The organism is Pseudonocardia sp. ICBG601 (genome assembly GCF_020496245.1).
Genome location: NZ_JAHLJA010000250.1, coordinates 1 through 12,429, shown reverse-complemented (window position 1 = coordinate 12,429; position 12,429 = coordinate 1). Strand labels below are relative to the sequence as shown.

The window sequence follows — 12,429 nt, the reverse complement described above, 5'->3', positions numbered from 1 at the left end:
GATCGCCTACCAGGTCGTGCACGACGAGCTGATGCTCGACGGCAACGCCCGGCTGAACCTGGCCACGTTCGTCACGACGTGGGCGGAGCCCCAGGCCGAGCGGCTGATGGCCGAGTCCTTCGACAAGAACATGATCGACAAGGACGAGTACCCGCGGACCGCGGACCTGGAGCAGCGGTGCGTGCGGATGCTCGCGGACCTGTGGCACGCCCCCGACCCGGGACGGGCCGTCGGCTGCTCGACGACGGGCTCGTCGGAGGCGTGCATGCTCGGCGGGCTGGCGCTCAAGCGGCGCTGGCAGCACCGGCGCAGGGCGGCAGGCCTCCCGACGGACCGGCCGAACATCGTGATGGGCGTGAACGTCCAGATCTGCTGGGACAAGTTCGCGAACTACTGGGACGTGGAGCCGCGGCTGGTCCCGATGGAGGGCGACCGGCTGCACCTGGGGGCCGACGAGGCCGTCGCGCTGTGCGACGAGAACACCATCGGTGTCGTCGCGATCCTGGGGTCCACCTTCGACGGCAGCTACGAGCCCGTCGCCGAGATCTGCGCCGCGCTCGACGACCTGCAGTCCCGCACCGGGCTGGACGTCCCGGTGCACGTCGACGGGGCGTCCGGAGCGATGATCGCGCCGTTCTGCGACACCGACCTGGAGTGGGACTTCCGGCTGCCCCGGGTGGCGTCGATCAACACCTCCGGCCACAAGTACGGCCTGGTGCATCCGGGCGTCGGCTGGGCGGTGTGGCGCGACACCGACGCGCTGCCCGAGGACCTGGTGTTCCGGGTGAACTACCTGGGCGGGGACATGCCGACCTTCGCCCTGAACTTCTCCCGCCCCGGCGGGCAGGTCATCGCCCAGTACTACAATTTTCTGCGCCTGGGTCGCGAGGGCTACGCGCGGGTGCAGGGCACCTGCCGGGAGATCGCCACCGGGCTGGCCGGGCGGATCGCCGAGACGGGCGCGTTCCGGCTGCTCACCGACGGCTCGCAGCTGCCCGTGTTCGCGTTCACCGTCGCCGACGGCGAACCGTTCTCGGTGTTCGACGTGTCGGCGGGCCTGCGCGAGACGGGATGGCTGGTCCCGGCGTACACGTTCCCGCAGAACCGGGAGGACCTGGCGGCGCTGCGGATCGTGGTGCGCAACGGGTTCAGCCACGACCTGGCCGCGCTGCTGCTCGACGACCTGGCGCGGCTGCTGGAGCGACTGCGCCGGCAGGCCGGTCCTGTCCGCGGGAGCGAGGCCGCGGGCTTCGCCCACGGGACGTGAGCCGGTCCGGGCGGGACACCCGCACCGCGTACCTGCTGCTGGCGCCCAGCCTGCTGGGTGTGGTGCTGTTCCTGCTGGTCCCGGTGCTGATCGTGGTGGGGCTGGCGCTGTTCCGGTGGGACCTGGTCGGGCCGCGGACGTTCGTCGGGCTGGGCAACGTCGTCGCCGTCGCCACCGACGGCCGGTTCACCCGGTCCCTGCTGGTGACGGCGTTCTTCGTGCTCATCGTCATCCCGGTGCAGACCGCCCTCGGTCTGGCGGCGGCGCTGCTGCTGGACCGCGGGCTTCCGGGGACCACGGTGTTCCGGGTGATCTTCGTGCTGCCGTGGATCTGCGCGCCGCTGGCGCTGGGCGTGGTGTGGCGGTGGATCCTGTCCCCCACCGACGGTGCGCTCAACGCGCTGCTGGGGATCCGCGTCGAGTGGCTGGCCGACCCTGCGCTGGCGCTGCCGTCGGTCGCGGCCGTGACCGCCTGGACCCAGGTCGGCTACGTCGCCCTGTTCTTCCTGGCCGGGCTGCGCGCCATCCCGGACACGATCGTCGAGGCGGCCCGGCTCGACGGGGCGTCGGCGTGGCAGCTGCTGTGGCGGATCCGGCTGCCGCTGCTGCGGCCGACGCTGTTCTTCGTGCTGGTCACCGGCGTGATCTCCAGCTTCCAGGTGTTCGACTCGGTGTACGCGCTCACGCCGAACGGCGGACCGCAGGGTGTCACCGACGTCGTCGCGGGGCGGATCTACTACGAGGCGTTCGAGAACCGCGCGGTCGGGCAGGCCGCGGTGATGGCGGTGGTGTTGTTCGTGATCCTGGTGGTGGTGACCGTGGCCCAGCAGCGGTGGTTCAGCCGTCGCACGACCTACGAGCTCGACACGTGAGGCGCGGCAGACTCGTCGACGCGGCCGTGCTGGTCGCGCTGCTGGTGGGCGCGGTGGTGACGCTGGCGCCGTTCGTGCTGAGCGTGATGACCGCGCTGAAGACGACCCGGCAGTTCGCGGCGACGCCGGTGCTGGCACCGCCGGCACCGCCGACGGTGGAGAACATCGTGACCCTGTTCGGCCGCGACTACGACTTCGTGACCCCGATCGCGGTGACCGCGCAGGTGGTGGTCGTGGTCCTGGTGGGGCAGCTGCTGTTCTCGGTGCTCGCGGCGTACGCGTTCGCCCGCCTGGAGTTCCCGGGCCGCGACGCGCTGTTCTGGGTGTACCTGGGGACGCTGATGGTGCCGCAGGCGGTGACGGTGATCCCGCTGTACCTGATGATGACCGAGGTGGGGCTGCGGAACACCTTCTGGGCGCTGGTGCTGCCCTACGTCCTCGGGTCGCCGTTCGCCATCTTCCTGCTGCGCGAGCACTTCCGGACCATCCCGCAGGACCTGATCGACGCCGCCCGGCTCGACGGCGCCGGGACGGTCGGGATCCTGCGGCACGTCGTCGTGCCGGTGAGCCGGCCGATCCTCACGACGCTGGCGGTGATCACCGTGGTGACGCACTGGAACAACTTCCTGTGGCCGCTGGTCATCACCTCCGGCCGGACCTGGCAGGTGATGACGGTCGCGACCGCCGGGCTGCAGACCCAGTACAACGGGAACTGGCCGATCGTGATGGCGGCGACGACGGTCGCGATCGTCCCGCTGATCGCGCTGTTCCTGGTGTTCCAGCGCAGCGTCGTCCGCTCGATCACGATCACCGGGTTCCGGTGAGGCGCCGCCTGGGCGCCGCGCTGGTGCTGGTCACGGCGCTGGTGCTGACGGCCTGCTCCCCCGCGTCGCGGTTCGACGACGACGCCGACGGCGTCACCACGGTGACGCTGCGGTTGTGGGACACCCAGGTCGCGGCGGCCTACCGGCGCTCGTTCGACGCGTTCTCCGCGGCCAACCCCGACATCCGGGTCGAGCTGGTGCAGGTCCCGTTCAAGGACTACTTCACCTCGCTGCCCCTCGACGTGGCCTCGGGTACCGCGACCGACATCTACTGGGTCAACTCGTCCAACTTCGGGGCGCTCGCCGACGCCGGAAGGCTGATCGACATCGGGTCGGCGCTGGCCGACCAGCGCGCCGGCTGGGTGCCGGCCGCCGCGGACCAGTACTCCCGCGGCGGCACCCTGTGGGGTGTCCCGGCGGTGACCGACGGCCGGATCGCGCTGTTCTACAACAAGGACCTGGTCCGCGCGGCCGGGGTCGACCCGACGACGCTGCGGTGGGATCCGACCGACCCGGCACGCGACACCCTGCTCCCGGCCGCGCGGAGGCTGACCGCCGACGCCACCGGACGGACCGCGGACCAGCCCGGGTTCGACCCGCGCACGGTGCGCCGGTACGGCTTCAACGCGGCCCGGGACCTGCAGGCGATCTACGTGAACTTCCTCGCCTCCGCGGGCGGCCGGTTGCAGGCCCCCGACGAGACCTTCGACCTCGCCACGCCCGCGGGCGAGCAGGCATTCGGCTACCTGGTGAACATGATCGACACCGAGCGGGTGGCGCCGTCCGCGGCCGACACGAACCAGAACCCGGACTTCAGCCGCGACCAGTTCCTGCGGGGCCGGATCGCACTGTTCCAGAGCGGCACCTACAACCTCGCCAACATCGCCGAGGGCGCGACCTTCGACTGGGGGATCGCGCCGATGGTCGAGGGCCCGCGCGGCCGGTCAGCGTGGTGTCGAGCATCGTGGCCGCCGGCAACGCCGACAGCCCGCGGCGTCCGGAGATCCTGCGGGTGCTGCGCTGGTTGGGATCGCCGGAGGGTGCCGCCCCGGTCGGCGACAGCGGCGCCGGGCTGCCCGCGGTGACCGCGGCCCAGCGGGGCTGGTTCGACTACTGGGCGCGCCGCGGCGTCGACACCCGGGAGTTCGTCGCGGACGGCCCGACGACCCCGGCACCGTCGGGCCCGAAGGTGGGCGCGGCGACGACGGCGATGGAGCCCACGCTCGACGACCTGTTCGCCGGGCGGCTGCCCGTCGCCGCGGGGCTGCGGCAGGCGCAGAACATCGGCAACGCCGCGCTGCGCTGATAGCGTGTCCGGTGCGCCCCCGATGGGCCCAGCCGGAAGGAGTTCTCGCCAGTCCCGCACGGGCCCGCGGGCGCAGCTCCTTCACCCAGGTCGTTCGCGTGGTCCCCACTGTCGTCAGGAGACCCGCATGACCTGCACGTTCAACCACATGATCGTCGCCGCCCGGGACCGGGTGGCCTCCGCGGCGTTCTACCGGCACGTCCTGGAGGCGGCGCAGGCGCCGTCCTGGGGGCCGTTCACCAACATCGCCCTCGACGGCGGCGTCCTCGTCCAGTTCGCCGACCTGCCCACCGACGTCTACCCGCAGATCCAGCCCCAGCACTACGCGTTCCTCGTCGACGACGCGCTGTTCGACCGCGCGTACGCCCGGCTCGTCGAGGCGGGCGCCGAGCACTGGGCCGACCCGCAGCGCACCCGCCCCGGCGAGATCAACCACGGGCACGGCGGGCGCGGGGTGTACTTCCTCGACCCGGCCGGTCACTTCCTCGAGATGATCACCCAACCGTATGTGTGACGTCGCCGCGGCCCGGCGCTGGCTCGACGCCGCCCGGCCCGATCCCGGCCGTGCCCCGGACTGGATGGTGCCGTTGCTGCGCGGGCTGGAGCGCGCCGGGCCGCGGGACATCAGCAGGAACGACCTGCCCGCCGACCACGTCGGGCCACGGCAGTCGGCCGTGCTGGTGCTGCTCGGGCAGGGCCCCGACGGCCCGGAGGTCGTGCTCCAGCGGCGGGCCCGACGGCTGCGCCACCACTCCGGCGAGATCTCCTTCCCCGGGGGCCGTGCGGACCCGGGTGACACCGATCCCGCGGCCACCGCGCTGCGGGAGGCGACCGAGGAGACCGGGCTGGAGCCGTCCGGTGTGGACGTCGTCGCGACGCTGCCGCGGCTGATCCTGCTGACCGGGTTCCACGTGACCGCGGTACTCGGGCACTGGCGGACGCCGACCCGGCTGCACGCGGTCGACCCGGCCGAGACCGAGGCGGTGCTGCAGGTGCCGCTGGTGGTGCTCGCCGACCCGGCGCACCGGTTCCGGCTCCGGGCCGGCGGCGGGGCCTGGCGGGGCCCCGGTTTCCGGGTGGGCGAGGACGTGGTGTGGGGGTTCACCGCCGAGGTGCTCGACGCGGTGCTGCGCCTGGGCGGGTGGGAGCGGCCGTGGCCGCCCGGCCCGGAGCTGGAGTGGGAGTCGTTGTGAGCACCAGCAGCGGCGCGGCCAGCAGGGCCAGTGCCGCGGCCGTCCATATCGGAGCGACCGACCCGGCCGCCGCGAATGCGGCGCCGCCCAGTAGCGGGCCGAGGGTCGCTCCGGCGTTCAGCGACGCGGTGGCGACGGCGCCGCCGAGGGTCGGTGCCTCGCGGGCGGCCGTCAGCGCCCGGGCGACGAGCGTCGACCCGACCGCGAAACCCAGCGCGCCCAGGAGCCCGACCAGGGCGAGCACCGCCACCGGGTGCGTGGCAACGAGCGCGAGCGCGGTCCAGGCCACCGGCAGCGCGCTACCCGCGCCGAGCAGCAGCGGGCGGGCGCGGGTGTCGGCGAACCTGCCCGCGATGCCCACCCCTGCGGCGGCGCCGGACCCGAACAGCAGCAGCCCGACGGGCACCGCCGGTGGGCCGCCCGCCTCGGCCAGCAGCGGCGCAAGGTAGGTGTACGCGGCGAACGTCGAGCCGTTCACCAGGGCACCGAGCGCCAGCGCCCCGACGACCGCGCCCCGGCGCAGGACCGTCAGCTCGGCGCGCAGGCCCGGCGCCGGTGCCCGTCCGCCGTCGCCGGTGCGGACGCCGGCGACGACCCCGGCCAGCGCGACGGCGGCCACCGCCGCGACCACCCAGAACGTCGCACGCCAGCCGAACGCCTGTCCCACCAGTGCGCCGGCCGGGACACCGGCGACGAGGGCGACGGTCGTGCCGGACAGCAGGGTCGCGGTCGCCCGGGCCGTACGCTCCGGCGGCACCGCCGCGACCGCGACCGACAGGGCGACGGCGAGGAACCCGGCGGTGCACAGCGCGGCGAGAACCCGGGTGACCAGCAGGATCCCCAGGCCGGGGGTCAGCGCCCCGGCGACGTGCGCGGCGACGAAGGCGGCCAGGAACCCGCACAGCGCGAGCCGCGGCGGCAGCCGGCGTGCGGCCAGCGCTGTGAGCGGGGCGCCGAGGACCATCCCCACGGCGAACGCCGAGGTCAGGGACCCGGCGGCGAGCGGGGTGACGCCGAGGTCGGCGGCGATGTCCGGGACGAGCCCGGCGAGCATGAACTCCGAGGTGGCCAGCGCGGTGACGGCGCAGGCGAGGACGACGAGCAGCACGGTGAAACTCCGTGGGTGACGGGGTCGGGAACGGACATCGGTCCGGCCGCGTCACCGGGTGCGGGCAGGGGAGGTCGCCGCCACCGGTGGGACCGGTGGCTACCGCGTGTTCGACTCCGGACTGCCCACGGCCGTCACCGTAGCCGTCGCGCTCCCCCGGCGCCCGCCGTTTTCCCTTCCCCGGCGGTTCACCAGCTGATGCGGTCGAAGAGCTCCCGCAGCCGCGCCGCCCGCGCCGGGCGTCCGTGACCCACCCACGCGATCCGCCCCAGCAGGTGCTCGCGGAACGCCGGGTGCCCGGCCCGGTTCTGCGCGTCGGGACCGGTGCGGGCGGCGTTGTGCAGGATCGCGCGCAGCTCGTCGTGGTCGCGCCGCGAGGCGGCCGGGGCGTCGCCGTTGACGACCAGGCCCACGACGCGCTGCCGGTGGTGCGCGGGCATGATCCGGGTCTTGTCCGGGCGGACGCGGAAGCCCTCCTCCGCGGCGATCGCCGCCACCCGCTGTGTCAGACCGTGCACCGGCAGCCCGGCGTCGCCGGAGAACACCAGGTCGTCGGCGTAGCGGCCGTAGGCGGCGCCGACCGCGGTCGCCAGTCCGCTCAGCCGCCGGTCCAGTCCGTAGGTGAGCAGGTTCGCCACCGTCGGCGACGACGGCGCGCCCTGGGGCAGGTGCGGCGAGGCGAGGCGGTCGAGCATCCGTCGTCGCGCGGCGGGATCGCCGCGGTGCGGGCAGGCGCGCAGCACCCCGGGCGGGGTGGCGGTCACGAGCAGGCCGGCGATGGTGGCGGCGACGGCGGGCGGGTAGCCCGCGACCCGCAGCAGTCCGGCGACCCGGCCGCCGGTCACGTGGGAGTAGAAGCCCTCCAGGTCCAGGCGCAGCACCATCGGCCGGGCCCGGTGCTCCGCGGCGAGGGTGTGCGGGCTCCGCCCCCGGACGTGGCCGTGCGCGGCCGGGTGCACCGGGATCCGGTCGAGCACCCTCCGCCGGATCCGGCGCTGCAGCTCGGCGAGCCGCGGAGCGGGTGCCTCGATCAGCCGGGGCGTCCCGGAGCGCGACGGTGTCCAGTGCCGCCGGTAGTGGGTCAGCGGGCCGTCGGGGGCGTGCCGCAGCCAGCCGCCGGGGTCGGCGAACCAGGCGAGCTCGCCGTCGTCGAGGTGCAGGGCGGTGGCCAGGGCGGACAGATCCGCCCAGCGCGGCACCGGCAGGCGCCACACCGGGTCGGGCTGCTCGACCCGGCGGTGCCGGCGCGGCCCCGCCAGGAGGGCGGTGACCTCGGCCTCGACACCGGCCGAGGAACCGCGCGGGGCTCGGCGCCGGCGGGCGACGAGCGCGCCCACGACGCCCGCCAGCTCCTCGGGTCCCGGCCAGCCGCCGAGCCCGGCGAGCCGCTCGGTCAGCGGGTCCGTGCCCCACGGCCCGGCACAGGCGGCCGCGGCGATCGCCGCCGGGTGCGGTGCCATCAGCGGCCCCGCACCGTCGAGCGGTCCCGCACCGCGGGATCGGACGACACGGCGAGGCCCGGCACCACAGCGGGGCCGGGCACCACAGCGGGGCCGGGCACCACAGCGGGGCCGGGCGGCACGGCGGGGCCGCAACGCTGGGTGATGCGGCGGCGGGGGTCGACCGGTGTTCTCCGTCCGCCGCGCGCCGCGGGCAGCGCTGTCGTGCCGTAAGCGCGCGGGACGCCGTGCTGCATCGTGCCGGTGCACCCCGGGGTTGCCCCGGAGTCGCGGGCCCCGGCCGGAACCGGGGCGGCCGCCTGCTCGTCCGTCCGCCGCCGCATCGGCGACGACGCTACCGGGTGCGGCACGCCGCGGCAGCCGCGCCGACACACGGCGCCCCGGCCCGGGAAGAACGACCACGGCCACGGTGGAGCCGGGCGGTACCCGTTCTACGCTCGGCTCCCCAGGGAGGAGAGCATGATGACCGCATCCGCTCACCGCGAGGTCGACGTGCCGTTCGACGTCCTCGACGGCTTCACCCACCACATGGTCGACGTCGACGGTGTGACGCTGCACGCCGTCGACGGTGGCGTCCCGGAGGCACCCGCGGTGGTGCTCCTGGCCGGCGTGCCGCAGACCTGGTGGGCCTGGCACCGGGGCATGCCCGCCCTCGCCGCGACCCACCGGGTCGTGGCCCTGGACCTTCCCGGGCAGGGGCACTCCGACCGGCCCGCCGACGGCTACGACACCCTCAGCGTGGCGCGCCTCATGCGGCGGGCCGTCGAGCTCCTCGGGGTCGGCGAGCACTGGCTCGTCGCCCACGACGTCGGGGCATGGGTCGCCACCACCTACGCCCTCGACACCCCGACCGCGTCCGGCGGGCCCGAGCTGCTCGGCCTGGCACTGCTCGACGCCGGGATCCCCGGCGTCAGCCTGCCCACGAGCGTGGCCCTCGACCCCGCGAGCGCGTACAAGCTCGCGCACTTCGCCTTCCACCTGGTGCCCGATCTCCCCGAGACGCTCATCAGCGGGCACGAGCGGGAGTACGTGGCCTGGTTCCTGACCCACAAGGCCGCGGCGCCCGACGTGTTCTCCGATGCCGAGATCGACCGGTACGCACGCCTGTTCGCCGCGGCGGACGGGGTGCGGGCGATCCTCGCCTACTACCGGTCCGTGCCGGAGTCGGCGAGTCGCAACCGCGAGCTCGCGGCCGCACGGAAGATCGATGTGCCGGTGTCGGCGATCTCCAGCGACCAGGGCTCGATCCCCGACATGGCGGCGGCCGTCCGACCCCTCGTCGGCGACGCGGCCGACGTCCTCGACGTCCGGGTGGCCGGTGCCGGCCACTTCGTCCCGGAGGAAGCTCCCGACCAGGTCGTCCGGGCGATCGAGGAACTCGTCGCCCGCAGCCGGCCCTGACCCGCTCCGCAGCCGCGACGGAGCCCCGGTGCCCGCCTCCACCGAACCCGCGCCGGAGCGCCGGGCGCGGGGCGACGTATCGTCGCCCGCCGTGAGTGCCGTGTCGTCCGGCCAGCCGTCCGGGCAGTCGTCCGGCCAACCGTCGGGACAGCCGCCCGACCGGCCGTCCCGGGCCACCCCGGTCGTCGCCGGCGCCGCCGCCGTGCTGCTGGTCGCCCAGCAGGTGCCGGGCCTGGTCTTCCGGCACGGAACCGCGGTGCCGGTGCTGCCGGTCGGGCTGTGGCGCGGCTGGCTCCCGCTGATCCTCGCCGGGCTCGTGCTCCTGGCGGTCTCCGCGCTGCGGGGGCGGCACCACCCGGGTCCGAGGAGCACCGCCGGCCGGATGGCCGGGCTGATGCTGGCATTCGGCCCGGCGACGCTGCTCGCCTACCGCGGGCGTCTGGTGGACCCGCTGGCCGTCTACGCCCTGGGGATCGACCCGTCGGAGCGGGCGTGGCCGGTGGTCGACCTCGTCCTGGGCACCCTGCTGGCGCTGACGCTGGTCGTCTGCCTGCTCAGGACCGGTGCAGCGGGTCGATCCACGGCACGTGCTCGGGCTGCTCGACCCCGGTGATGTCGAGGTTCACCACGACCGGCTCCTGACCGGAGCGGGTCAGCACGCACTCCAGCGGCTCGTCGTCGAGGGCGTTGATCTCCTGGTGCGGCACCCACGGCGGCACGAAGATGAACCCGCCCGGCCCGGCCTCGGCGGTGAACTCCAGGTTCTCGCCCCACTTCATGCGGGCCCGGCCGCGCACGACGTAGATGACGCTCTCCAGCTCCCCGTGGTGGTGCGCGCCGGTGCGGGCGCCGGGATGGATGGTCACCGTGCCCGCCCACAACCGCTGCGCGCCGACCCGGTCCCCGGTGACGGCGGCGGCGCGGTGCATGCCGGGGGTCTGCGGGGTGTTGTCGTCGAGCATGTCGCCGGGGATGACCCGGACGCCGTCGTGGCGCCAGTCGGTGCTCATGGGCCGACCCTAGCCGCGGCCGGCCCGGAACCGGAACGACCGCGCACCCAGCTCGGTCTCCGGCCGTGCGAGCCCGGCCGCGCCGAGCCGCCGCGGCAGTGTCGCCGGGTCGACCACGGTCAGGGTGTCCCCGACGTGGACCGCCCGGAACCGCAGCGACATCCGGGAGTCGATCCCGGCGAACGTCCCACCGGGACGCAGCACCCGCGCGGCCTCGGCGAAGAGCCGGTCCTGCTCCCCCGGCGTCGGGACGTGGTGGAGCATCGTGAAGCAGACGACGGCGTCGAAGCTCCCGTCCGGGAACGGCAGGGCGGCGCCGTCGCCGTGCCGGACGTCGACCCCGAGCTCGTCCCCGAGGCCGTCGCGCAGGTCGGCCGCCAGCACGCGGTCGACCTCCAGCGCGGTCAGTGCCCCGGACCGCGGCGCGAGCCAGCGGGTGGTGACGCCGTAGCCGGGGCCGATCTCCAGGACCTCACCGGTGAGGTCGACGTCGCGGGTGGCCCAGGGCAGCGTCGTCCCGTGCATCCGGTCGGACCAGGAGTCGGAGCGGCAGATCCGCCGGTGCAGCACGTTCATCGCCATGGCCGCGACGCTAGGCGCGGGTAGCGGTGGCCGGGAGTCGCTAGGCTGCCGGATCGTGTCGCGTTCCGGCCTGCCCGCGCACGTCCCCGACGTGCCGGGCGCCGCGGTGCTGGTCTCCCGCATCCCGCTCGAGCGCGGGCACGCGTTCGCCGAGCACACCACCCGGCGCACCAGCTCGCCTGGGCGGCCGCCGGGGTCCTGCGGGTCACCGTCGCCGACACCAGCTGGGTCCTCGGCCCCGGACGGGCGCTGTGGCTGCCGGCCGGGGTCCCGCACGTCACGGCCGCCACCGAGACGGCGGCGATGCGCGGGATCTACCTGTGGCCCGGCCGCTGCCCGATCGACTGGCCCGCGCCGTGCGTGCTCGCGGTCGAACCGCTGGTCGCGGCCCTGCTGGAACACCTGGCCGGGCCGGGGCCCGCGACGCCCGAGCGGTCCCGCGCCGAGGGCGGTGCTGTTCGACCGGCTCCGCCCGGCCCGCGACGGCCGGCGGCCCCGGCGCGGCGGTCCGGCTCGTCCTGCCCACCGACCCGCGAGCCCGCCGGGTCGCCCTGGCCCTGCTCGACGATCCCGCCGACGACCGCGACACCGCCGCGTGGGGCCGGGCCGTGGGAGCGGGTGAACGCACCCTGGCCCGGCTGTTCCGCGCCGAGACCGGGGTGGGCCCCGGCCGGTGGCGGACGCTGCTGCGGATGCGGGTCGCACTGGAGCAGCTGGCCGCGGGCCGCCCGGTCGGCGTGGTCGCCCGGCACGTCGGCTACGCGACGCCCTCGGCGTTCGTCGCGGCGTTCCGCCGGGAGACCGGGACCACGCCGTCGGCGGTGCTGCGCCCGGCCGGCACAGCACCGCCGGGGCTCAGGCGGCGGTGAACAGGGTCAGCGCGAACCGCGCGTCGGGGTCGACCCAGCGGCGCGTCGTGGCGAACCCGGCCGCGGCGGCGAACGCGTCGACCGTCGCCGGGGTGAACTTCGCCGAGATCTCGGTGGCGAGCTCCTCCCCCGCGACGAACGCGACGTCGAGGTCGAGGTCGGCGATCCGGACCCGCATGTCGCGGGTGGCGCGCAACCGCATCTCGATCCACGAGTTCTCCGCGTCCCACACCGCGACGTGGTCGAACGCGTCGACGTCGAAGGTCGCGCCGAGCTCGCGGTTGAGCACGCGCAGCACGTTGCGGTTGAACTCCGCGGTGACCCCGGCGGCGTCGTCGTAGGCGGGGACCATCACGGCCGGGTCGGTGGCCAGGCCGGTGCCGAGCAGCAGCTGCTCACCGGGCCGCAGCACCGAGCGGACGTGTCGCAGGAAGTCGTGGCGCGGGCCGGGCATGAGGTTGCCGATGGTGCCGCCGAGGAAGGCGATCATCCGCTTCCCGCCCGGCTCGGCACCGGGCAGCGGTCCAGGTCACGGGT

The 12,429-nt window shown here is 75.1% G+C and carries 16 protein-coding genes and 1 pseudogene; 11 read left to right on the top strand and 6 right to left on the bottom strand.

All coding sequences use genetic code 11. The annotated features are described in order from the left end of the window. The 7 genes from KPL57_RS64245 to KPL57_RS64215 form a co-directional block, all read left to right on the top strand. The coding region (locus KPL57_RS64245; RefSeq protein WP_226359347.1) for a glutamate decarboxylase at positions 1-1,267 on the top strand (1,267 nt) is incomplete at its 5' end. Beyond that, complete coding sequence (locus KPL57_RS64240) at positions 1,264-2,139, top strand: carbohydrate ABC transporter permease (protein WP_226359346.1); 876 nt, start codon at positions 1,264-1,266, stop codon at positions 2,137-2,139. The genes KPL57_RS64245 and KPL57_RS64240, both read left to right, overlap by 4 nt. After that, entirely contained in the window at positions 2,136-2,963 is an 828-nt protein-coding gene (locus tag KPL57_RS64235; protein WP_020623777.1) for a carbohydrate ABC transporter permease, read from the top strand. Before KPL57_RS64240 ends, KPL57_RS64235 begins: the two co-directional genes overlap by 4 nt. Then, entirely contained in the window at positions 2,960-4,048 is a 1,089-nt protein-coding gene (locus KPL57_RS64230; RefSeq protein WP_226359345.1) for an extracellular solute-binding protein, read from the top strand. Before KPL57_RS64235 ends, KPL57_RS64230 begins: the two co-directional genes overlap by 4 nt. After that, a complete protein-coding gene (locus tag KPL57_RS64225; RefSeq protein WP_226359344.1) occupies positions 4,045-4,269 on the top strand; it encodes a hypothetical protein in 225 nt (74 codons plus the stop codon). The genes KPL57_RS64230 and KPL57_RS64225 overlap by 4 nt, the downstream gene beginning before the upstream one ends. Positions 4,270-4,396: 127 nt before the next feature. Then, positions 4,397-4,783, top strand: coding sequence for a VOC family protein (locus KPL57_RS64220; protein ID WP_226359343.1), 387 nt, complete (start codon positions 4,397-4,399; stop codon positions 4,781-4,783). Further along, complete coding sequence (locus tag KPL57_RS64215) at positions 4,776-5,462, top strand: CoA pyrophosphatase (protein WP_226359342.1); 687 nt, start codon at positions 4,776-4,778, stop codon at positions 5,460-5,462. Before KPL57_RS64220 ends, KPL57_RS64215 begins: the two co-directional genes overlap by 8 nt. On the opposite strand, the gene KPL57_RS64210 is transcribed toward KPL57_RS64215, so the two are convergent. The 3 genes from KPL57_RS64210 to KPL57_RS64200 all read right to left on the bottom strand — a co-directional run bounded on the left by KPL57_RS64210 (position 5,371) and on the right by KPL57_RS64200 (position 8,353). After that, positions 5,371-6,570, bottom strand: a complete 1,200-nt coding sequence (locus KPL57_RS64210; RefSeq protein ID WP_226359341.1) for an MFS transporter — start codon at positions 6,568-6,570, stop codon at positions 5,371-5,373. The two genes, KPL57_RS64215 and KPL57_RS64210, sit on opposite strands and share 92 nt — an antisense overlap. A 188-nt stretch (positions 6,571-6,758) precedes the next feature. Then, a complete protein-coding gene (locus KPL57_RS64205; RefSeq protein WP_226359340.1) occupies positions 6,759-8,030 on the bottom strand; it encodes a reverse transcriptase family protein in 1,272 nt (423 codons plus the stop codon). Beyond that, positions 8,030-8,353, bottom strand: a complete 324-nt coding sequence (locus tag KPL57_RS64200) for a hypothetical protein (RefSeq protein WP_226359339.1) — start codon at positions 8,351-8,353, stop codon at positions 8,030-8,032. Before KPL57_RS64200 ends, KPL57_RS64205 begins: the two co-directional genes overlap by 1 nt. 139 nt (positions 8,354-8,492) lie before the next feature. Here KPL57_RS64200 and KPL57_RS64195 point away from each other — a divergent pair, with 139 nt between their 5' ends. Both KPL57_RS64195 and KPL57_RS64190 read left to right on the top strand, forming a co-directional pair. After that, the gene (locus KPL57_RS64195) at positions 8,493-9,431 is read left to right on the top strand and encodes an alpha/beta fold hydrolase (RefSeq protein ID WP_226359338.1); all 939 of its coding nucleotides are present in this window, start codon (positions 8,493-8,495) and stop codon (positions 9,429-9,431) included. A gap of 91 nt (positions 9,432-9,522) precedes the next feature. Next, complete coding sequence (locus KPL57_RS64190; protein ID WP_226359337.1) at positions 9,523-10,044, top strand: hypothetical protein; 522 nt, start codon at positions 9,523-9,525, stop codon at positions 10,042-10,044. On the opposite strand, the gene KPL57_RS64185 is transcribed toward KPL57_RS64190, so the two are convergent. Then, on the bottom strand, positions 9,986-10,441 hold the full coding sequence (locus KPL57_RS64185; protein ID WP_226359336.1) for a cupin domain-containing protein: 456 nt from the start codon (positions 10,439-10,441) through the stop codon (positions 9,986-9,988). The genes KPL57_RS64190 and KPL57_RS64185 overlap by 59 nt on opposite strands. A 9-nt stretch (positions 10,442-10,450) precedes the next feature. Further along, positions 10,451-11,023, bottom strand: coding sequence for a class I SAM-dependent methyltransferase (locus tag KPL57_RS71600; RefSeq protein WP_308253550.1), 573 nt, complete (start codon positions 11,021-11,023; stop codon positions 10,451-10,453). Positions 11,024-11,068: 45 nt separating this feature from the next. Here KPL57_RS71600 and KPL57_RS71595 point away from each other — a divergent pair. Both KPL57_RS71595 and KPL57_RS71590 read left to right on the top strand, forming a co-directional pair. Then, positions 11,069-11,284 (top strand): annotated as a pseudogene (locus KPL57_RS71595) (hypothetical protein); the annotation flags it as partial. Between the two features lie 59 nt (positions 11,285-11,343). Then, complete coding sequence (locus tag KPL57_RS71590; protein WP_226359335.1) at positions 11,344-11,892, top strand: helix-turn-helix transcriptional regulator; 549 nt, start codon at positions 11,344-11,346, stop codon at positions 11,890-11,892. Here KPL57_RS71590 and KPL57_RS64165 read toward each other — a convergent pair. Beyond that, complete coding sequence (locus KPL57_RS64165) at positions 11,879-12,382, bottom strand: L-histidine N(alpha)-methyltransferase (RefSeq protein ID WP_374203995.1); 504 nt, start codon at positions 12,380-12,382, stop codon at positions 11,879-11,881. The two genes, KPL57_RS71590 and KPL57_RS64165, sit on opposite strands and share 14 nt — an antisense overlap. Between the last annotated feature and the right edge of the window lie 47 nt (positions 12,383-12,429).

Coding starts and splice junctions, on each gene's coding strand:
- KPL57_RS64220 (WP_226359343.1), top strand. CDS start 4,397: ATGACCTGCACGTTCAACCACATGATCGTCGCCGCCCGGGACCGGGTG.
- KPL57_RS64165 (WP_374203995.1), bottom strand. CDS start 12,382: ATGATCGCCTTCCTCGGCGGCACCATCGGCAACCTCATGCCCGGCCCG.
- KPL57_RS71600 (WP_308253550.1), bottom strand. CDS start 11,023: ATGGCGATGAACGTGCTGCACCGGCGGATCTGCCGCTCCGACTCCTGG.
- KPL57_RS64185 (WP_226359336.1), bottom strand. CDS start 10,441: ATGAGCACCGACTGGCGCCACGACGGCGTCCGGGTCATCCCCGGCGAC.
- KPL57_RS64205 (WP_226359340.1), bottom strand. CDS start 8,030: ATGGCACCGCACCCGGCGGCGATCGCCGCGGCCGCCTGTGCCGGGCCG.
- KPL57_RS64215 (WP_226359342.1), top strand. CDS start 4,776: ATGTGTGACGTCGCCGCGGCCCGGCGCTGGCTCGACGCCGCCCGGCCC.
- KPL57_RS64195 (WP_226359338.1), top strand. CDS start 8,493: ATGACCGCATCCGCTCACCGCGAGGTCGACGTGCCGTTCGACGTCCTC.
- KPL57_RS64200 (WP_226359339.1), bottom strand. CDS start 8,353: ATGCGGCGGCGGACGGACGAGCAGGCGGCCGCCCCGGTTCCGGCCGGG.